Source organism: Streptomyces sp. JNUCC 63 (assembly GCF_054366325.1).
This window is the reverse complement of the sequence record NZ_CM135963.1, coordinates 3363445-3382131: the sequence shown is the minus strand read 5'-3', so window position 1 is coordinate 3382131 and position 18687 is coordinate 3363445. Positions and strand designations below refer to the sequence as shown.

The window sequence follows — 18687 nt, the reverse complement described above, 5'->3', positions numbered from 1 at the left end:
TGCGTTACGCCAACTGTGCGGTGTTCGTGGGTTTTCCGGGTGTCCTGGGCGGGTGTCCGTCACCATCGCTCCCGTGTCGAGTACCGCTGCCTTGCGTGCCCATCTGGTGCGGGTCGGTCTTGCCGGGGTCGTGGGGACCTCGCGGGAGGACAGTCTGCGCAGTTATCGGTTGTTCGCAGCCCGCGACCCCCGGGTGTTGATCGGGATCGATCCCGAAGGGGACTGGCGGGAGCGGGACTTGGTCGAGTTGATGGCGGAGAAGTGCGGGGTTTCGGCCGATCCCGCGCACACCTTCGGCCATGATGTGATCGACCCGGAGCTGACGCTCACCGCGCTGGGTGTCTTCGCGGACCGGCTCGGTGCGGCCGCCCGGCGCGGTGAGGCCGTGCTCCTCGGCACCGGGCACCCGCACCGGCTGCTCGGTTTCTACGCCGCGCTGGCGGACGCCCTGTCGGCGGCGGGGTGTGCCGTCCTCACCCCGGCGCAGGGTCGCTGTGTCGACATAACGACCCGGTTCGGGCTACGCACGTACAACCTCCAGTACGTACGAGGAGTCGCCCTGGTCCGGCCGCCCGGCAGTGAACGCACCGGTTGTGAGCCCGGCGCACACACGCACTCGCCGCTCCCGGTTCGACTGGCGCTCGCCGCGGCCGCCGACGCCGGCGGCCCGCTGCCGAAGCTGGTGATCGGGGATCACGGTTGGGCCTGCGGAGCAGGTCAGCTGGGGTTCGAGGCCATGGGGCCGGCCGACACGAACGACCCCGCGCTCTTCGTCGGGCAGGCCGAGGGGCGCGTGTCCGTCGTCGTTCCACTTGATGACGCCGTGCGGCCCGCTTACTACCGCCCGCTGGCCCGCTACGTACTCAATCGAGCGTGTCTGTCACAGTAGGCCGCCGATGGGTACACCTCTTCCCCACTCGCATCACCCGCCCCTAGTCTGGGGAGTGAGCACGCAGCGACGAAGAGTCACCGGAAGGGGAAGCCGGTGGCCGTCGAGTGCGGAAGGTTCAGGTGTGTCATGGCTGCAGCTGGCGAGAGGCCTCTGAACGAGGTTCAGTTCCTTACCGTGGCGGAAGTCGCCTCGGTCATGCGAGTGTCGAAGATGACCGTGTACCGGCTGGTGCACAGCGGTCATCTGCCCGCGATCCGTGTGGGGCGGTCCTTCCGCGTCCCGGAGCAAGCGGTCCACGAGTACCTTCGTGAGAGCTACGTGGGGGTGGAAACCGCCTGACGGCGACCTCGATTTACGACCTCAGCGCTCGGGCGGGTAGGCTAGCCCCTCGTAGGTCGTGTGGGCCCATGGCGCCCAAACACCGAGTGATGAGAAGTGAGCGAGGGTAGTCGTGGGCTCTGTTATCAAGAAGCGGCGTAAGCGGATGGCCAAGAAGAAGCACCGCAAGCTGCTCAAGCGCACCCGCGTCCAGCGTCGTAACAAGAAGTAGGACGCTGGTCGCTACGAGGTACGCGACATCGCGAAAGCGTGTCTGTGGCCCCCCACCGCACCTGGTGGGGGGCCATGCGCGTCCTGGGCGGCCGGACACCGGGCGGCCCGGTATGTTCGTACTTACGTGCCCCTCGTTACTTCGCGCATCGGGCGGTCATCACAGCGCAACATCAACCCGATAGGTTGGCCGTACACGGGGAAACCGCACACGGTACGCGGCGGGAAGCCAGGCGGGAAGGAAGGCACTGATCTTGGGACAGGTCGTGCTCGTGACCGGAGTGGCCCGTCGGCTCGCGGGCCGGTTCGTACGGCGCATCCAGCGTGACCCGCAGGTCGACCGGGTGGTCGCCGTGGACGCGGTCCCGCCCGAGCACCATCTGGGCGGCGCCGACTTCATCCAGGCGGACATCCGGCAGCCCACGATCGCGCGCGTGCTCGCCGAGACGTCTGCCGAAACGGTCGTGCACATGGACGTGACCGGTATCGCGCTGGGCAGCCGCAGCCGGGCCACGGTCAAGGAGACCAACGTCATCGGCACCATGCAGTTGCTCGGCGCCTGCCAGAAGTCCCCGTCGGTCAAGCGGCTGGTGGTGAAGTCCAGTACCAACGTCTACGGCTCCGCGCCCCGGGACCCGGCCGTGTTCACCGAGACCACCCCGCCCAAGTCGCTGCCCAGCGGCGGCTTCGCGAAGGACACGGTGGAGGTCGAGGGGTACGTACGGGGTTTCGCCAGGCGGCGGCCGGACGTCGCCGTGTGCGTGCTGCGATTCGCCAACATCCTCGGCCCCTCCGCGGACACGCCGCTGGCCTCGTACTTCTCGCTGCCGGTCCTGCCGACGGTGTTCGGCTACGACCCGCGGCTGCAGTTCGTGCACGAGGACGACGTGGTCGAGGTGCTGCGGATCGCCTCGCACGAGCCGCGCCGCTCCACGCTCAACAGCGGCACGTTCAACATCGCCGGCGACGGCGTGCTGCTGCTCTCGCAGTGCGCACGGCGGCTCGGACGGCCCACGGTGCCGCTGCTGCTGCCCGCCGTCACGTGGGCGGGCTCGCTGGTGCGTACGCTGGGAATGACGGACTTCTCACCCGAGCAGATCCGGCTGCTGACCCATGGCCGGGTCGTGGCCACGGACCAGATGCGCGACACACTCGGATTCGACCCCAAGTACACGACCTCGGAGACCTTCGCGGAGTTCGCCCGCAGCCGTGGCCCCGGGCTGCTGCCGCCGGAGGCCCTTGCGGGGGCCGTCGACAGGATCGCCGGGCTGTCCCACCGGGGCAGCGGCCACCTCCCGACCCACCCCCCGACCCAGAGCGCCGACTGAGGAGCGCAGCAACCATGGCGGACGCCAAGGTCATTCCGTTCGACGACGACCGGTCCCGCGGGGGCTCCGTACAGCGGCCGTCGCGACGCCGGGGCACGGGCAGCCGGCGTACCGGCGGCGAGCCCGCGGCGGTCCGCGAGGTCAAGGCCCTGCCCACCAGGGGGGCCGAGCAGGATGATGCCCCTGTGACCAGCGAGGAACAGCCGCCGCAGCCGCCGGGTGGGCCGGCGTGGGACGGCGGGCTGGAGCAGCGCATCGCGAGCGGCCTGGCGTTCCTGCGCCGTCGGCTCACCGGGGACTACGACGTCGACGACTTCGGCTACGACGCCGAGCTCACCGACCAGGTCCTGATGTCCCTGCTGCGGCCGGTGTACGAGAAATACTTCCGGGTCGATGTGAAGGGCATCGAGAACATCCCCGACAAGGGCGGCGCGCTGATCGTCGCCAACCACTCCGGCACGCTGCCGCTGGACGGGCTGATGATGCAGGTCGCCGTGCACGACCACCATCCCGCGGATCGGCATCTGCGGCTGCTCGCGGCCGACCTGGTCTTCGTCCTGCCGGTGGTCAACGAGCTCGCCCGCAAGCTCGGCCACACGCTCGCCTGCACGGAGGACGCCGAACGGCTGCTCGGGCAGGGGGAGCTGGTCGGGGTGATGCCGGAGGGCTTCAAGGGCATCGGGAAACCTTTCAGCGAGCGCTACAAACTGCAGCGGTTCGGCCGCGGCGGCTTCGTCTCCACCGCCCTGCGCCAGGGCGTGCCGATCGTCCCGTGCTCGGTCGTCGGGGCCGAGGAGATCTACCCGATGATCGGCAACGCCAAGACCCTCGCGCGTCTGCTGGGCTTCCCGTACTTCCCGCTGACGCCGACCTTCCCGTGGCTGGGCCCCCTGGGCGTGATCCCGCTGCCGACGAAGTGGACCATCCAGTTCGGCGAGCCGATCCCGACGGACGGCTACCCGCCGGAGGCGGCCGAGGACCCGATGCTGATGTTCAACCTGACCGACCAGGTCCGCGAACAGATCCAGCACACGCTGTACAAGCTGTTGGTGCAGCGTCGGTCGGTGTTCTTCTGAGGGGGATGGGCCCTCTGCGTCATGGCGTGCTGGGGCAGGGGGTTTGGGCTGCGTGAAGTCGCCGGGCGGAGTCCGGTGCAGCTGTCCGAAGCCTGCGGAGCAGCGCGAGGGCGGCAGACAGGAGGGGTCAAGCTGTTGGTGCAGCGTCGGTCGGTGTTCTTCCGAGGGGATGGATCTTCTGCGCCTGATCTGCTCTTTTCGAGCCTGAGTGGTGCTACGGCGACGGGGGTGCCCCTGGTGAGAGGGGCACCCCCGTCGCCGTACGGCCGCTACTTGGCGTCCTCCGCCTCGATGCCGAGGCCGGGCAGCAGGCCCGGGAGCAGGGGTGGGATGGTCACCTCGGGGCCGCTGTGGGCCGACTTACTCGCGGACGGTGAGGTGCTGCCGCTGGGCTTGGGCGGGTCGAGCAGGCCACCGGTGTTGCCGCCGAACAGGCCCTCGCCCTCGCCGCCGGCCGACTTGCTGGGGCCGGCGCTGCCGGGGTGGTGGCTGCCGGAGGATGCGTCGCCGCCGGTGCTGGGCTGGGCGGACGGACCGGTGCGGGAGGCGCCGGGGGACGGCGTCGGGCCGGTCTCGTGCCGCTTGCCGTCGCCGCCGCCCGGCGTGGCGGGCTGGGGCAGCAGCGACCGCAGCGGGGCGACCTCTTCGTCTATGGCGTCGAACACCGACGACACCTGCTGACTGACGTCCCCGAGCTGCACGGGCAGCTGGTCGCGCAGCGCGCCCCAGGCCGCGCGGTGGGCCCGGGAGAAGGTGGAGAGGGCCTGGATGGGGCCCAGGGAGTCGGGGTCGCGCTCGTACGCCTCGTGCAGCAGGCGGTGGCCCTCGGACGCGTCGTGCCGCATCCCGGACAGGGCGCGGCGGATCTCGCCGAGCGACTCGTGGTCGAGGTGGCCGCCGCGGCCGCGGTCCATCAGCCTGCGGGCCTCGCTCAGCCGGGTGGAGGCCAGATCGAGGTAGGCCTGGCCCTGCTCGTCGGCGCCGTCGGTCAGGTAGTTGAGCTTGAAGTCCTCGATGCCGCGCTTGAGGCCGTACAGGGAGTCACCGGGGAGGGCGTCGGAGCTGGCAGCGGCCACTCCTCCGAAGGCTCCCGCGGCCACGCCGAGGCTGAGCCCGCCGGCGGCCAGTGACTTGCCCAGCCGCGTGCGCGGCCGGAGTTTCCCCAGGCCACTCGCCCGATGGGCGTCCCGCGCGTGGCGCGCTTGCTGTTTGGGCACCGATGGGTCCGTTGCCTCGCCCGCGGTGCTCTCCTGCAGCATGGCCTCCATCGCGGCCACCAGGCGGGCCCGCTGGACGGCCTTGACCTCGGGGTCCAGCTCTGGCCGGGGCAGCGCGCCCAGACCGGTGGCGAGGGCCAACAGACGGCCCTGCTCGGTCTGCTCCGCGGCAGCCGGGGCCGGTGCCGGTCCTTCGGACTGCTCGGCCGCAGTGCCCTGGTCGGACAGCTCCTCCAGGGCCTGGGCGAAGGCGCTCGCCCGCCGGTGCGCCGATACGTTCGCGATCACTGGCGGCACCTCCTCTCGTCATGACGGTCGACTCCCCAGGTGTCCTGAGGGTTGCACGTCCACGGCCGCGTCCACACGAACGAGTGATCAGGATTGGCCGAGGCGTGACCACAGGGAGCCTCTATCCCGCACAACGAGCGGCTCGGCACTTGGGTTACGGACGGCACAGGATCCGATGGAGAAGTCAACGTGCCTCTGCAGAAGGTGAGTTGAGGGTCGCCGAGCGTGGGCGGGTCAGCGGGCGTCGTCCGGGAGGAGCCGGGCCAGAGTGCGTACGGCCCGGTACTGGAGGGTCTTGATGGCGCCCTCGTTCTTGCCCATCACACGGGCGGTCTCGGCGACGGACAGGCCCTGCAGGAAGCGGAGCGTGACGCACTCCTGCTGCTGGGGGTTGAGCCGTCGTACGGCGTCCAGGAGGGCGGCGTTGGACAGGGACTCCAGGACGGAGTCCTCCGGGGAGCGCTCGACCTCGTTGGCGTCGAGCATCTCACCGGTGGTGACCTCGAGGCGGAAGCGGCTGGACTTGAAGTGGTCGGCGACCAGATTGCGGGCGATGGTGACCAGCCAGGCGCCGAAGTCGCGTCCCTGCCAGGTGAAGGTGCCGATACGGCGCAGGGCGCGCAGAAAGGTCTCGCTGGTGAGGTCCTCGGCGGTCGCCTTGCCGCCGACGCGGTAGTAGATGTACCGGTACACGGTGTCGCTGTACTGGTCGTAGAGGCGGCCGAAGGCGTCGGCCTCGCCGGCCTGGGCGCGCTCCACCAGCTCCATCATCCGGGCGCTGTCGCTGTCCGCGGCCGGGCGTCGGACGGTGGTCCCCGCGGCGCGCCCTCGTCTGCCGGCCGTCCGTGCCTCCCCCGCCCGCCGCCCGTCGACGACGGTGCTGTGGGCCGGCCCCTGTTCCATGCTGCCGGCCAGCGCGTAGCACGGGCCCACGGGTGCGGCCGTGGCGAATGCGGGGCCGGCGTACGCGGTGGGGACGAGGCCGCGCAGCAGGTCCAGGACCGTTGCGCGGAGCGTAGCCAGGCCCGAGGCGTCAACCCCGACGTGTGGGTACACGGGACTCCCAGAGGCAGAGCTTCCATCACATGCAGTGCGGGACCTTTCACCCGTCGTGGCGACGGAGGGGTACCGGTTTGCGTCTGAGGAGAATAACGCTTCGTGCAGGGCTCACTACACCGAGTTGCTCAAATCATCGATTACGTCGCTTCCGTAACCGATTGACGTCCGGTGGCGCACCGGAGAGTGACCGTTTCCTGATCGATCCGTTCCGGCTTCGGTGTGAGTCTGGGGCGCATCCTGGCAGTCCACCGCCAAGCGAGTGCCTGGCTAACCTGTTGGCATGGGCACAGGGGGAGACCTGGTGGACGGGCGGTTCCGGCTGATCGAACAGCTCGGAAGCGGCGGAATGGGCACGGTCTGGCGGGCGAGCGACACCGTGCTGCACCGGGACGTCGCGCTCAAGGCCGTGCGGTCGGACGCGGAGGCGTCGGACGTCTCGCGCGAGCGCGTTCTGCGCGAGGCACGGGCGCTGGCCCGGCTCAACCATCCCAACGTCGTGACCATCCATCACATCGTCGATACGGATCCGCATCCGTGGCTGGTGATGGAGCTGGTGTCCGGCCCCTCCCTCCAGGAGCGGCTCGCGGCCGGCCCGATGACGCCCGTGGAGGCTGCCCGTCTGGGCCGTCAGGTGCTGTCCGCGTTGCGGGCCGCCCACGCGGTCGGCGTCCACCACCGGGACGTGAAACCCGCCAATGTGCTGCTGCGCGCGGACGGAAGCGCCGTGCTCACCGATTTCGGCATCGCGGGGCTGCGGGGCTCCACCTCGCTGACGGCGACCGGTGAACTCGTCGGTTCACCCGAGTACATCGCTCCCGAGCGCATCCGTGGCCACGACGACGACCCCGCGTCCGACCTGTGGTCGCTCGGACTGCTGCTGTACGTGAGCGTCGAGGGCGTCAGCCCGCTGCGGCGTGCCACGGCACTGGCCACCCTCGCCGCGGTGCTCGACGAGCCCGTGCCGCCGCCCGTGCGGTCCGGCCCGCTCTCTTCCGTGCTCCAGGCGCTGCTGGTGCGGGACCCGGCGGCGCGCGCGGACGCGGAGCGGCTGGACGCGATGCTGGCGCAGGTGGAGTCCGGCTCGGCGCCCGGCCGCTGGGCGCAGCCGACGCTCACCGCTTCGGTGCCGCCGTCCGTTCCCCCCGGGCATGTGCCCACCCGGCTGGACAGCCCGAGGCCTGCGCCCGCGCCGGAGCGGCGGCGGGGCCGGAAGGCGGTCGTCGTCGCCGTGACCGCGGCGGTGCTGGCGGCCGCCACGGCCGTGACGACGGCACTGGTGCTCTCCCTTCGTGGTCCGGGGAAGGACATGGCGAGCGAGAAGGTGGGCATGTCGCCGAGCACGGCGTCCGCGGGGCCCGCGACCACCGCCGTGAGCTCCCCGTCCGCGCGGACTCCCGTGGCATCGGCGGAGCCGACCAAGGACGCGACGGCCGATCCGGCAGCGCGCGGAACGGCGGAGCCGACGGCTGAGGCGACGCCATCGGCGACCCCGGTCGAACGGGCTCCCCTGCCCGACGGCCGCTGGATCGCCCAGCTCTACTCCGAGCCCGTCGGCGCGGGCGTCGCCGTGCGGGACGAACGGCTCGCCACGGTTCGGCGGTCGGTGCCCGAAGCGGAGGTTCTCCGCAGCGACGACTTCGCGTCGTTGCGCCCGGGCTACTGGGTGTTCTACGCCCCGGGTCCCTTCGCGGACGGGCGCTCCGCGCTGGCCTTCTGCGCCGCCCGCGGCAGAACCACGGCCAACGCGTGCATCGGCCGCTACCTGAGTACGAGCCCGTCCGACTTCCCCCTCCAGTGCCGCCCTCCGGCCGACCACCCGGCCGGCCGCTGCTCCCGCTCCTAGGGCGCGCCCGGCGCGGGACCCGCCTCACGCCCGACCAAGCCGGGAACGTCACCCGAGTGAAACCGTGCGGCGGCGACCGCCGGGTCGGCCGGTCCGGCCGCGACGGCGGGGTGCCGGTCGGGCCGTGGCCTGCGCCGGGCCCCGTGGGCCGGCGCCGATGGTAGGCCGGGTGGGCAACGGCAGGCGGCGGGCCGTGCGGCGGCGAAAGGTGCCGGCCCGTGAGGGTGCGGTGCAGTGGGGCCGTGGCCGGCACCGGGCCCGGGCCCGTGGTTTCTGACCGGCGGCGGGGCGTGCGGGCCGTGGCCGACGGGGGATCCGCGGGCGTGGCCGTTGCCGAGGCGAGGGGGTGGATCCGCGGGGCCGTGGGTTCAGCGGCGGCGGCGGTGGAGGGCGATGGCTGCTGCTGTGCCGCCGGCGACCGCGCCGACGCCCGCTGCCGCGGGGATGCCGACCTTGGCGGCCTTGCGGCCGGTGCGGTAGTCGCGTAGGCGCCAGTCCATTTCGCGGGCGTGGCGGCGGAGCTTGGCGTCGGGGTTGATGGCGTAGGGGTGGCCGACCAGGGACAGCATGGGGATGTCGTTGTGGGAGTCGCTGTAGGCGGCGCAGCGGGAGAGGTCCAGGCCCTCCGCGGTGGCCAGAGCGCGTACCGCCTCCGCCTTCGCGGGCCCGTGCAGCGGCTCGCCGACCAGGCGGCCGGTGTAGACGCCGCCGACGGACTCCGCCACCGTGCCCAGCGCACCGGTCAGGCCCAGGCGGCGGGCGATGACCTGCGCGATCTCCACCGGCGCGGCCGTGACCAGCCACACCTTCTGGCCGGCGTCCAGGTGGGCCTGGGCGAGCGCGCGCGTGCCGGGCCAGATCCGCTCGGCCATGTACTCGTCGTAGATCTCCTCGCCGATCGACTTCAGCTCCGAGACCCGGTGGCCCTTCACGATCGACAGCGCCGAGTCGCGCGCGTCCTGCATGTGCTCGGGGTCCTCCACCCCGGCCAGCCGGAACCACGCCTGCTGCCAGGCGAACTTGGCGAGGTCGCGCGTGTCGAAGAACTTCCGCTTGTACAGGCCCCGGCCGAAGTGGAACAGCGCGGCACCCTGCATGACGGTGTTGTCCAGGTCGAAGAACGCGGCGGCCCGGTCGTCCCCGTGCACCGGGAACTCCGCCCCCTCGTCGGGGGGCGGCGGGACCTCTGCCTCCTGGGAGGACTTGCGCGCTGCCTCCGCCGAGGCCTCGCCTGCCAACACGCTTCGCGCCGTGGCGGAGCGCCTACGGGGAGTGAGCCATCCTAGAGCGGCCATGGCGCTGAGCATAGCCAGTCTGTTCGGTGGTTCCGGAGTCGTGACGTTGGAAGGCTGTGAACTCTCGGCGACGGTGTCGTTAAAGAACTCATACGGGCGGCGCGTCGCCGCGCGGACGGGGCAGGCCGGCCCCGCGCGCGACGGCCGGTCCCGGTGGGGTTCCGCAGGCGCGCGACGGGGCGAGAATGGCCGACATGAGTCCCATCTTCCGCCGTAAGTCCCCCGAGCCCCAGGACCGGCTCGTCACCCTGGTCCGCAAGCCGGGCTGTCACTTGTGCGACGACGCGCAGGCCGTCGTGGAGAGGGTGTGCGCCGACCTCGGCGTCCCCTGGGAGCAGAAGGACATCACCGAGGACCGTGAGCTGCACGACCGGTACTGGGAGCAGATTCCCGTCGTGCTCGTCGACGGGGAGCAGCACACCTTCTGGCGCGTGAACGAGGAGCGGCTGCGCAAGGCGCTCACGAGTTGACGCTCATCGACTGATCGACGCTGACCGAGGAGTCCAAAACGGCCGGAAGTCGCTTAGGATCGACGGCGTCTTGGTCTCGGGGGTGGGGATCGTAGAGGAGAGTGTGCGGTTTTGCCCCCGACAAGAAAGGGACAGCGGTGCTTGTGCGCCGGTTCCATAAGTCTGCGCCGGGGGCGCGTGACCCCGGTCACGTTGGCCGGACAAATCGGACACTATCTTTGTGCACGCGTTCACAAAGACATAGCCTGCTGTCGACGGGGCGGTCCGGAGACGTATGACCGCCTGCAGCCTCGCTCTACCCGCAGGAGCACCGTGGCAACTGGCCGAACTCACCGACCGGCGACCCGTAGCCGAGGGATTCCCGAGGCCACCGTCGCGCGGCTTCCGCTGTACCTCCGAGCTCTGACCGCGCTGTCCGAGCGCTCGGTCCCCACGGTCTCCTCCGAGGAGCTCGCGGCCGCGGCGGGGGTCAACTCCGCCAAGCTGCGCAAGGACTTCTCCTACCTCGGCTCCTACGGGACCCGCGGGGTGGGTTACGACGTCGAGTATCTCGTGTACCAGATCTCCCGCGAACTGGGCCTGACCCAGGACTGGCCGGTTGTGATCGTCGGTATCGGCAACCTCGGCGCCGCCCTCGCCAACTACGGCGGCTTCGCCTCCCGCGGCTTCCGCGTCGCCGCGCTCATCGACGCCGACCCGGCCCTGACCGGAAAGCCCGTCGCCGGCATCCCGGTCCAGCACACCGACGAGCTGGAGAAGATCGTCCGGGACAACGGCGTCTCGATCGGCGTGATCTCGACCCCGGCGGGCGCCGCCCAGCAGGTCTGCGACCGGCTCGTGGCCGCCGGCGTCACCTCCATCCTGAACTTCGCGCCGACCGTGCTGACCGTCCCGGACGGCGTCGACGTGCGCAAGGTCGACCTCTCCATCGAGCTGCAGATCCTCGCCTTCCACGAACAGCGCAAGGCCGGTGAGGAGGCCGTCGGCAAGGGTCCCCTTCCGCAGACCGCCGCGGGCCGCGACGAGTCCGCCGACCAGGGACCCGACGGGGACATGCCCGCCGTGATGCCGGCATGAGTCTTCTCGTCGTCGGACTGAGTCACCGCAGCGCCCCGGTCAGCGTCCTGGAACGCGCCTCGCTGAACGCGGACGACCGGATCAAGCTGCTGCAGGACACGGTCGCCGCCGAGCCGGCCACCGAGGCCGCCGTGCTGGCCACCTGCAACCGCATCGAGCTGTACGCCGACGTGGACAAGTTCCACGCCGGTGTCGCCGAGCTGTCCACGCTGCTCGCCCAGCACAGCGGGGTCGGTCTGGAGGAGCTCACCCCCCACCTCTACGTGCACTACGAGGACCGGGCCGTCCACCACCTGTTCTCGGTGGCCTGTGGCCTGGACTCGATGGTCGTCGGCGAGGGGCAGATCCTCGGCCAGATCAAGGACTCCCTGGCCCGGGCCCAGGAGCTGCACACCGCCGGACGGCTGCTGAACGACCTGTTCCAGCAGTCCCTGCGGGTGGGCAAGCGCGCCCACTCCGAGACCGGCATCGACCGCGCCGGGCAGTCCCTGGTCACCTTCGGCCTGGAGCAGCTGTCCGCGGGCGCGGACGTACAGGCCTGGGCGCGCGGCAAGAAGGCCCTGGTCATCGGCGCCGGCTCGATGTCGTCGCTGGCCGCCGCCACGCTCGCGCGGGCCGGCGTCGCCGAGATCGTGATCGCCAACCGTACGCAGGACCGCGCTGAGCACCTCGCCCAGATCCTCACCGAGGGCGACGACACGGACGTACGGGCCCGCGCGGTACCGATGGACGCCGTACCGGCCGAGCTGACACGTGCAGATGTCGCCGTCTCCTGCACCGGCGCGACGGGACTCGTCCTGACGGCCGGGACGATCGCCGCCGCGGTCGCGGGCCGTACGGGCGCGTCCGCCGCTGTCGCCGAAGCCGGCGCGGAGCGGCACGACAGCGGTCGTACGGCCGTGAAGGCGGGCGTCCGCGAGACCCCGCTGCCGCCGGCCGGTGTGAATGCCGAGGAGGGCTGCCCGCCGGCCCTGGCCGCGGCCGCCGAGCCCGGCTTCTCCCTGATGGGCGAGTCCGCCGTCGCCGGCATGGACGCGGCCACCCTCGAGCAGCACGGCACCTGGGTCGGTGAGGGCACCTCCCTGCTCGAGCGAGGCCGAGAGCTCGGGGGAGGCACCGTCGACCGCCGCGACACCGAGGCCGACGCCGAGCTGATCACCGCGCTCGCCGCGACCGCGGCCACCGCCGGCCGCGTCCCCGAGCGCCGCAAGCCCGAGCCGGTCGCCGCCCCGCGGCCCGAGCCGTCCCTGTTCGTCCTCGACCTCGCCATGCCGCGCGACGTCGACGCGGCCGTGCACCGGCTCGCCGGGGCCCGCCTGGTGGACATCGAGTCCCTGGCCGAGGCCTCCGCCGACGCCCCGATGGCAGCCGACGTCGACCAGGTCCGCCGTATCGTTTCCGACGAGGTCGCGGCCTTCGGGGCGGCCCAGCGGGCGGCGCACATCACGCCCACCGTGGTCGCCCTGCGCACCATGGCCGCCGACGTCGTCAGCAGCGAGATCGCCCGCCTGGAAGGGCGGCTGCCCGGCCTCGACGACAAGCACCGGGCGGAGATCACCCAGACCGTGCGGCGGGTCGTCGACAAGCTGCTGCACGCACCGACCGTCAGGGTCAAGCAGCTGGCGGCCGAGCCCGGCGGCGCCGGGTACGCCGACGCGCTGCGCACCCTGTTCGACCTCGATCCGGAGACGGTGGCCTCCGTCTCGCGGGCCGACGACGACTCCGAGATCCACAGCAAGAACCGAGGGCCAGTATGAGTGAGAAGGCACTGAGGCTCGGGACCAGGCGCAGCAAGCTCGCCATGGCCCAGTCCGGGATGATTGCGGACGCCGTGAGCCAGGTGACCGGACGGCCCGTCGAGCTCGTCCCGGTCACCACCTACGGCGACATCTCCCGTGAGCACCTGGCGCAGATCGGCGGCACGGGCGTGTTCGTGGCGGCGCTGCGCGAGGCGCTGCAGCGGGGCGAGGTCGACTTCGCGGTTCATTCGCTCAAGGACCTGCCCACCACGCAGCCCGAGGACCTGGTCCTGGCCGCCGTCCCGGAGCGTGAGGACCCGCGTGACGTGCTCGTCGCCCGGGACGCGCTGAAGTTCACCGACCTGCCCGACGGGGCGCGCATAGGCACCGGTTCGCCGCGCCGCATGGCCCAGCTGAACGGGTACGCCCGTGCCCACGGCCTGGGCATCGAGACGGTCCCGATCCGGGGCAACGTCGACACCCGCATCGGCTTCGTCAAGAGCGGCGAGCTCGATGCGGTCGTCCTGGCCGCCGCCGGACTGAACCGGGTCGGCCGTAGTGACGAGGTGACCGACTTCCTGTCGGTCGACACGGTTCTGCCCGCCCCTGGCCAGGGGGCCCTGGCGGTCGAGTGCACCGCGGACAACCCGGAGCTCATCGCCGCGCTCGCCGAGCTCGACGACCCGCACACGCGGGCCGCCGTGACCGCCGAGCGGTCACTGCTCGCCGCCCTGGAGGCCGGTTGCAGCGCCCCTGTGGGCGCGCTGGCCGACCTTCCCCCACTCTCGGCTCCGCTCGAGCGGGGGGACCCCCAGGCCGACGGGCAGATTGTCAAGGAAATGCGCCTGCGGGGCGTCGTCGGCAGGCCCGACGGCTCCGCGCTGGTGCAGATGTCCACCACCGGTCCCGTGCCCCAGACGCACGATGAGGCAATGGCACTCGGTCGCGAACTCGCCACCGAGATGCTCGCCCAGGGCGCGGCCGGTCTGATGGGGGAGCGAGCACATTGAGCCCCACCACCCTTTCCGCCGCCAGTCCTGAACACGGGCAGGTCACCTTCCTGGGTGCCGGACCCGGAGATCCGGGACTTCTGACACTGCGCGCCGTGGAGGCGCTGGCGCACGCGGACGTCCTCGTCGGCGAGCACGAGGTGCTCGAGGTCGTGCGCACGCACGCCCGGCAGGGCGTCACCGTCGTGCACACGGACCCGGATGCTTCCTCGGCCCCGGTTCCGGGCACGGGCACGCCCCAGCTCACGGTCGTTGACGGCACGTCAGCAACCGCTGGGGTCCCCGTGGCGCGGGATGCCGCACATCTTGTCATGGAGGCTGCGCGGGGCGGCAGGCGGGTCGTCCGTGCGGTGTCCGGGGACCCGGGACTTGATACGTACACCGCGGGGGAAATGCTCGCCTGCGCCGCCGCCGGCGTTCCCTTCGAGGTCGTTCCCGGTATCGCGACCGCCGTCGGCGTGCCCGCGTACGCCGGGGTGCCGCTGCGGGACGCCGAGGGCACGGACGTCCGCTTCGTGGACGCCCGCACCGCCTCGGACCGCTGCTGGACGGAGGTGGGCGCCTCCGACGCCACGGTCGTCGTGTCCACCACGCTCGACTCGGTCGCCGCGGCGGCCGGCGAGCTGGTCGCGGCCGGCCGCAAGCCGGACACCCCGATGACGGTCACGGTCGCCGGTACGACCACCCGGCAGCGCACCTGGACGGCGACCCTCGGCACGATCGCGCAGACCCTGAAGCAGGCCAAGGTCCTGCCGTCCCCGGACGGCCACCGGTCGGTGATAGCCGTGGTCGGTGAGCGCAGCGCCGCGGCCCAGCGCGACCAGCTGTCGTGGTTCGAGTCCAAGCCGCTGTTCGGCTGGAAGGTCCTGGTGCCGCGCACCAAGGAACAGGCGGCCTCGCTCTCCGACCAGCTGCGGTCCTACGGCGCCGTACCGCACGAGGTCCCGACGATCGCCGTCGAGCCCCCGCGCACGCCCCAGCAGATGGAGCGCGCGGTCAAGGGCCTGGTCACGGGCCGCTACGAGTGGATCGCGTTCACCTCGGTCAACGCGGTCAAGGCGGTGCGGGAGAAGTTCGAGGAGTACGGCCTCGACGCCCGCGCCTTCGCCGGCATCAAGGTCGCGGCGGTCGGCGGTCAGACGGCCAAGGCCCTGATCGACTTCGGCGTGCGGCCGGACCTGGTCCCGAGCGGCGAGCAGTCGGCCCGCGGGCTCGTGGAGGACTGGCCCCCGTACGACCCGGTCTTCGACCCGATCGACAGGGTCTTCCTCCCGCGCGCGGACATCGCCACGGAGACGCTGGTGGCGGGCCTGATCGAACTCGGCTGGGAGGTCGACGACGTCACGGCCTACCGCACGGTCCGCGCCTCGCCGCCTCCCGCGGAGACCCGCGAGGCCATCAAGGGCGGCGGTTTCGACGCGGTGATGTTCACGTCGTCCTCGACGGTCCGCAACCTGGTCGGCATCGCGGGCAAGCCGCACAACGTGACGGTGATCGCCTGCATCGGCCCGGCGACGGCCAAGACGGCCGAGGAACACGGCCTGCGCGTGGACGTGATGGCCCCCGAGCCCTCGGTCCACAAGCTGGCCGAGGTCCTGGCCGACTTCGGCGCGAAGCGCCGGCTGGCGGCCCTGGAGGCGGGCGACCCGGTCACGCGACCGAGCGAGCGCCGTCCGGGATCGCGGAGGCGTCGTACGTCGACGTGACGCTCCGGCGAGGCCTGCCCGGCCCCGGCCTGAACGAACGCCCCGCTGTCCCGTACGCACGGGACAGCGGGGCGTTCGCAGCGTGAACACTTGCCCGGCAGGCGTTCACACTTCCGGACGGGGGTGGGACTGGGCGGAGAGCGCACCGGCTCGCGCCTGTCAGCTCGCGGAGGCGTACGGCAGGAAGGTCGCCCAGGCGGTGGGGGCGAGGGCTAGGCGGGGGCCGCTCGGGTTCTTGGAGTCGCGGACGAGGATGTGGTCGGTGACGGTGGCCACTTCGACGCAGTCGGGCCCGTCAGCCGTGCTGTAGCTGCTCTTTATCCACTCCACCCTGGCGTCAGCTCCAGATGCCTTGAGCGTCATGTCCTTGTGTCTCCCAGTACTTTCTCGATGAAGGCCAACGACTCCCGTGGGCTGAGGGCCTGGGCGCGGATGGCCCCGTAGCGGATGTCGAGGACCGTCGTTTCTTTGGGGTCGGTCATCACCCGACTGCTGAGCGGTGCTTCGCTGAACGCGACTGTGGCTCCGTCCTTGAGCTTGAGGAGCCTGAACGAGCCGTCGGTTCCCGAGTTCTCCTCGCGATCGAGGGGCAGGACCTGGAGGTCCACGTTGCGCCACTGCCCCACCTCCAACAGCCGTTCGAGTTGCTGTCGCATCACCATCCTGCCCCCAATGGGCCTACGAAGCGTCGACTCGCACTGAACGAAGCTGAACATGCGCCGCCCCGTCATGGGGTCAAGGATTTCCTGGCGTGCCAAGCGTGCCGCGACCTGCTGTTCCACCTCTTCCTCGGTGAACCCCGGTCGACGGGCGTTGAAGACCCCCCGCGCGTACTCCTCCGTCTGCAACAACCCATGGATTACCGAGTTGTTGTAGGCGCACAGCTCGACCGCCTCCGCCTCCAGCTTCTTCAGGTCCCGTACCTTCTTCGGGTACCGAGCCTCCGCCACGTCCTCCTTCATCGCCGAGATCTTGCCGTTCGCCCCCAGGGCCGCGTCCGCCGCGTCCAAGTACTCGGGCCGGGGAATCCGCCGCCCCCGTTCCACGGACGAGACCAGCTCCTGCCCGTACCCGATCGCCGTCCCGAACTCCGCCTGGGTCATGCCGGCGGCCTCCCGCCACAGCCTCAACCGCCGGATGACCGTCCACATGACGCCCTCGGCCTCGTCGTCCTCCGGCTCCGCGTTCCAGTCGTCCACGTCCGTCACCACCCTCCGCGCCGCACCTCTGTGCTCAACTCCGGCCGTACTCAGGCCGTCACTGCGGACGGACCGGACGGAAACCGGGCCGGATCCGGACGGTCACCGTCCGCCCGGACAACAGCTCTTCACAGGCTGCGCGCGGGTGAACACGCTGAGCGATGTGAATCAGGAAATCGCCGCCTCGCGCACCCCGCTGCACCAGTTCTCCGTGCCACTCTCCGCCACCCGTCGCGGAGCCCGGCTGGCCCGGCTGCTGGCGGCGGAGCAACTGCGCACGTGGAGGCTGCCGTTGGACCCGGCCCGGCTGATCGTGGCCGAGTTCGCGGCGAACGCCGCCGTGCACGGCCGTGTCCCCGGCCGGAGCTTCCGCCTCACCCTCGTCGTCGACGAACCGGGGACGCTGCGCATCGAGGTCACCGACACCAGGGCGACCAACTGCCCGCGCGCGCAAGAGCAACCGCCCGGACGGAACCCGCGGAGTCCGGCTACGGCCTGCTGCTGGTGGAGGAACTGGCCGACCGCTGGGGTGTACGGATCGGTCCCGTGCCGTGCAAGACGGCGTGGGCGGAGGTGGATCTCGACCGGTGAGAGACCCCGCCACCTGCGGTCAGTTGGTGATCACGTGTGATCCGCCGGGGCCTGGAACCACGTGCTCCGGTGGGACGCGGGCCGGGGCTGCGGGCGGTAAAAGACCAAAGAACCCGGGGAAAAACCTACCCGACCAACCAAACCTCGCCGCGATCACTCGGGCGGGTGAAACCGGTCGGTACGGGTGGCGTTCGGGTGGTTCGGGCGGGCAGTCTCGCACCGAGGCGACCACACGTCGCCGCCACAACCCCACACATGCATCGGCCCCCGCCGGGACTGGCATCCCAGTGCGAGGGCCTGACCAACGAGGAAGCGAGACCTTCCCCATGGCTGACGAGAAGCCTAACGCCGCCGTGCGCCCGAGTCAGGGTGTTCGACGGACCACCACCCACTCCGGTGTCATCCACGTACGCACGTACCAGTCGGGTCAGTACGTCGTCGTCGGCAACCACCTCGCCCAGCACCGCGAGTTGTCGCTGACCGCGATCGGGTTGGCCACGCACATCCTGTCGGTGCCCGAGGGCACCCCGGTCGACATCCGCAGCCTCGCGGAGCGCTTCCCCGAGGGGCGGGAGCGGATCGCGTCCGCGCTGCGGGAGCTGGAGGCGTACGGCTATCTGGAGCGGGTCCGCGAGCACGCGGAGTCGGGCCGCCTGGTCACGCGGACGTACGCCCACCACACGCCTGCCCCGGCGCGGGCAGCCGTGCCCCCTGTTCCTCTTCGCGTGGCCGGCCGCCCCGCCGTGGCCCGCGCCCGTACGCAGAGGCCCGTGACGGGCGCGGACGTACCGGAAGCGCCACAGGAGGACGACCAAGTCGTCCACCAGCCGCCGACCGTTCCGGACAAGCCCGAGGACACCCCTGAAGCACCCGAACCGCCGATGTCACCGATGCTGCCGAAGGCGCACGCCCCTCGCGATCCGCGTCACGAGAGAGCTGTCACCCTCCTCGCGGGTCTGCGTCATACCGATGACCGCCTGACCCTGTCCCTCCGGGACGTGAACACTTTGGCCCCGAGCGTCATCCGCTGGTTCGAGGTGGGTGCCACCACCGCCGCCGTCCACCGCACTCTGACCGCAGGCCTTCCCGTGGACATCAAGAGCCCTGCCGCGTTGCTGGCCCACCGCCTCGGCGAACTCCTGCCCCCGCCGCTCCCCGCGACCCCGGCACCCGCGCCGGTCACGGCAACGGACACGGGGCGCACGGGCGGCACTCACCGCCCGCATCCCTTCCAGGACTGCGACGGCTGCGGACGCGTCTTCCGCGCCCCGGAACCGGGCCGCTGCCGCGACTGCCGAACCGCTCCGACGACAGCGGCCGAGCCGGCGCGAGCAGCCTGAGCGCAGGC

At 71.5% G+C, this 18687-nt stretch carries 17 protein-coding genes and 1 pseudogene; 13 read left to right on the top strand and 5 right to left on the bottom strand.

From position 1 onward, the window contains the following. The first annotated feature begins 73 nt into the window (after positions 1 to 73). The 5 genes from ACX25U_RS15400 to ACX25U_RS15380 all read left to right on the top strand — a co-directional run bounded on the left by ACX25U_RS15400 (position 74) and on the right by ACX25U_RS15380 (position 3845). A complete protein-coding gene (locus ACX25U_RS15400) occupies positions 74 to 889 on the top strand; it encodes a phosphatase (RefSeq protein WP_454392487.1) in 816 nt (271 codons plus the stop codon). A gap of 129 nt (positions 890 to 1018) precedes the next feature. Beyond that, entirely contained in the window at positions 1019 to 1231 is a 213-nt protein-coding gene (locus ACX25U_RS15395; protein WP_004984898.1) for a helix-turn-helix domain-containing protein, read from the top strand. 112 nt (positions 1232 to 1343) lie between these two features. After that, positions 1344 to 1442 carry a 30S ribosomal protein bS22 gene (locus tag ACX25U_RS15390; protein WP_003948845.1) on the top strand — a complete coding sequence of 33 codons (99 nt, stop codon included), beginning with the start codon at positions 1344 to 1346 and terminating at the stop codon, positions 1440 to 1442. A gap of 253 nt (positions 1443 to 1695) precedes the next feature. Continuing rightward, positions 1696 to 2769: an NAD-dependent epimerase/dehydratase family protein gene (locus ACX25U_RS15385; protein ID WP_454392485.1), complete on the top strand. Its 1074-nt coding sequence runs from the start codon at positions 1696 to 1698 to the stop codon at positions 2767 to 2769. A 14-nt stretch (positions 2770 to 2783) separates the two neighbouring features. Beyond that, positions 2784 to 3845 (top strand): lysophospholipid acyltransferase family protein, encoded by a 1062-nt coding sequence (locus ACX25U_RS15380; RefSeq protein ID WP_454392483.1) that lies wholly within the window; start codon positions 2784 to 2786, stop codon positions 3843 to 3845. A gap of 269 nt (positions 3846 to 4114) precedes the next feature. Here the strand turns inward: ACX25U_RS15380 and ACX25U_RS15375 are convergent, their stop codons facing one another. Both ACX25U_RS15375 and ACX25U_RS15370 read right to left on the bottom strand, forming a co-directional pair. Beyond that, positions 4115 to 5350, bottom strand: coding sequence for a DUF5667 domain-containing protein (locus tag ACX25U_RS15375; protein WP_454392481.1), 1236 nt, complete (start codon positions 5348 to 5350; stop codon positions 4115 to 4117). Positions 5351 to 5584: 234 nt separating this feature from the next. Next, positions 5585 to 6406 (bottom strand): ECF subfamily RNA polymerase sigma factor, BldN family, encoded by an 822-nt coding sequence (locus tag ACX25U_RS15370; protein ID WP_454392479.1) that lies wholly within the window; start codon positions 6404 to 6406, stop codon positions 5585 to 5587. Positions 6407 to 6689: 283 nt separating this feature from the next. On the opposite strand from ACX25U_RS15370, the gene ACX25U_RS15365 reads away from it, so the two are divergent. After that, positions 6690 to 8252, top strand: a complete 1563-nt coding sequence (locus ACX25U_RS15365) for a protein kinase domain-containing protein (RefSeq protein WP_454392477.1) — start codon at positions 6690 to 6692, stop codon at positions 8250 to 8252. Between the two features lie 368 nt (positions 8253 to 8620). On the opposite strand, the gene ACX25U_RS15360 is transcribed toward ACX25U_RS15365, so the two are convergent. Beyond that, entirely contained in the window at positions 8621 to 9547 is a 927-nt protein-coding gene (locus ACX25U_RS15360) for an HAD family hydrolase (RefSeq protein WP_454392475.1), read from the bottom strand. Positions 9548 to 9741: 194 nt separating this feature from the next. Here ACX25U_RS15360 and ACX25U_RS15355 point away from each other — a divergent pair, with 194 nt between their 5' ends. The 5 genes from ACX25U_RS15355 to ACX25U_RS15335 all read left to right on the top strand — a co-directional run bounded on the left by ACX25U_RS15355 (position 9742) and on the right by ACX25U_RS15335 (position 15549). Continuing rightward, on the top strand, positions 9742 to 10017 hold the full coding sequence (locus ACX25U_RS15355; protein WP_454392473.1) for a glutaredoxin family protein: 276 nt from the start codon (positions 9742 to 9744) through the stop codon (positions 10015 to 10017). 312 nt (positions 10018 to 10329) lie between these two features. Then, positions 10330 to 11094 carry a redox-sensing transcriptional repressor Rex gene (locus tag ACX25U_RS15350; protein WP_454392471.1) on the top strand — a complete coding sequence of 255 codons (765 nt, stop codon included), beginning with the start codon at positions 10330 to 10332 and terminating at the stop codon, positions 11092 to 11094. After that, positions 11091 to 12851 (top strand): glutamyl-tRNA reductase, encoded by a 1761-nt coding sequence (locus tag ACX25U_RS15345; RefSeq protein ID WP_454392469.1) that lies wholly within the window; start codon positions 11091 to 11093, stop codon positions 12849 to 12851. Before ACX25U_RS15350 ends, ACX25U_RS15345 begins: the two co-directional genes overlap by 4 nt. Then, on the top strand, positions 12848 to 13843 hold the full coding sequence (hemC, locus tag ACX25U_RS15340; RefSeq protein WP_454392467.1) for a hydroxymethylbilane synthase: 996 nt from the start codon (positions 12848 to 12850) through the stop codon (positions 13841 to 13843). The genes ACX25U_RS15345 and hemC overlap by 4 nt, the downstream gene beginning before the upstream one ends. Continuing rightward, positions 13840 to 15549, top strand: a complete 1710-nt coding sequence (locus ACX25U_RS15335) for a uroporphyrinogen-III synthase (protein WP_454392465.1) — start codon at positions 13840 to 13842, stop codon at positions 15547 to 15549. The genes hemC and ACX25U_RS15335 overlap by 4 nt, the downstream gene beginning before the upstream one ends. A gap of 159 nt (positions 15550 to 15708) precedes the next feature. Here the strand turns inward: ACX25U_RS15335 and ACX25U_RS15330 are convergent, their stop codons facing one another. Further along, complete coding sequence (locus ACX25U_RS15330; RefSeq protein WP_454392464.1) at positions 15709 to 15912, bottom strand: DUF397 domain-containing protein; 204 nt, start codon at positions 15910 to 15912, stop codon at positions 15709 to 15711. Next, positions 15909 to 16700 carry a helix-turn-helix domain-containing protein gene (locus tag ACX25U_RS15325; protein WP_454394295.1) on the bottom strand — a complete coding sequence of 264 codons (792 nt, stop codon included), beginning with the start codon at positions 16698 to 16700 and terminating at the stop codon, positions 15909 to 15911. The genes ACX25U_RS15330 and ACX25U_RS15325 overlap by 4 nt, the downstream gene beginning before the upstream one ends. Before the next feature lie 211 nt (positions 16701 to 16911). Between ACX25U_RS15325 and ACX25U_RS15320 the strand changes: the two are divergent. After that, positions 16912 to 17339, top strand: a pseudogene (locus ACX25U_RS15320) (ATP-binding protein). Positions 17340 to 17665: 326 nt separating this feature from the next. Further along, on the top strand, positions 17666 to 18679 hold the full coding sequence (locus ACX25U_RS15315; protein WP_454392462.1) for a helix-turn-helix domain-containing protein: 1014 nt from the start codon (positions 17666 to 17668) through the stop codon (positions 18677 to 18679). The last annotated feature ends 8 nt before the right edge of the window (positions 18680 to 18687 follow it).

Excerpts from the sequence above, each read along its gene's own strand:
- hemC (WP_454392467.1), top strand. The coding sequence starts at position 12,848 with ATGAGTGAGAAGGCACTGAGGCTCGGGACCAGGCGCAGCAAGCTCGCC.
- ACX25U_RS15380 (WP_454392483.1), top strand. The coding sequence starts at position 2,784 with ATGGCGGACGCCAAGGTCATTCCGTTCGACGACGACCGGTCCCGCGGG.
- ACX25U_RS15315 (WP_454392462.1), top strand. The coding sequence starts at position 17,666 with ATGGCTGACGAGAAGCCTAACGCCGCCGTGCGCCCGAGTCAGGGTGTT.
- ACX25U_RS15355 (WP_454392473.1), top strand. The coding sequence starts at position 9,742 with ATGAGTCCCATCTTCCGCCGTAAGTCCCCCGAGCCCCAGGACCGGCTC.
- ACX25U_RS15360 (WP_454392475.1), bottom strand. The coding sequence starts at position 9,547 with ATGGCCGCTCTAGGATGGCTCACTCCCCGTAGGCGCTCCGCCACGGCG.
- ACX25U_RS15345 (WP_454392469.1), top strand. The coding sequence starts at position 11,091 with ATGAGTCTTCTCGTCGTCGGACTGAGTCACCGCAGCGCCCCGGTCAGC.
- ACX25U_RS15395 (WP_004984898.1), top strand. The coding sequence starts at position 1,019 with ATGGCTGCAGCTGGCGAGAGGCCTCTGAACGAGGTTCAGTTCCTTACC.
- ACX25U_RS15325 (WP_454394295.1), bottom strand. The coding sequence starts at position 16,700 with ATGTGGACGGTCATCCGGCGGTTGAGGCTGTGGCGGGAGGCCGCCGGC.
- ACX25U_RS15365 (WP_454392477.1), top strand. The coding sequence starts at position 6,690 with ATGGGCACAGGGGGAGACCTGGTGGACGGGCGGTTCCGGCTGATCGAA.
- ACX25U_RS15330 (WP_454392464.1), bottom strand. The coding sequence starts at position 15,912 with ATGACGCTCAAGGCATCTGGAGCTGACGCCAGGGTGGAGTGGATAAAG.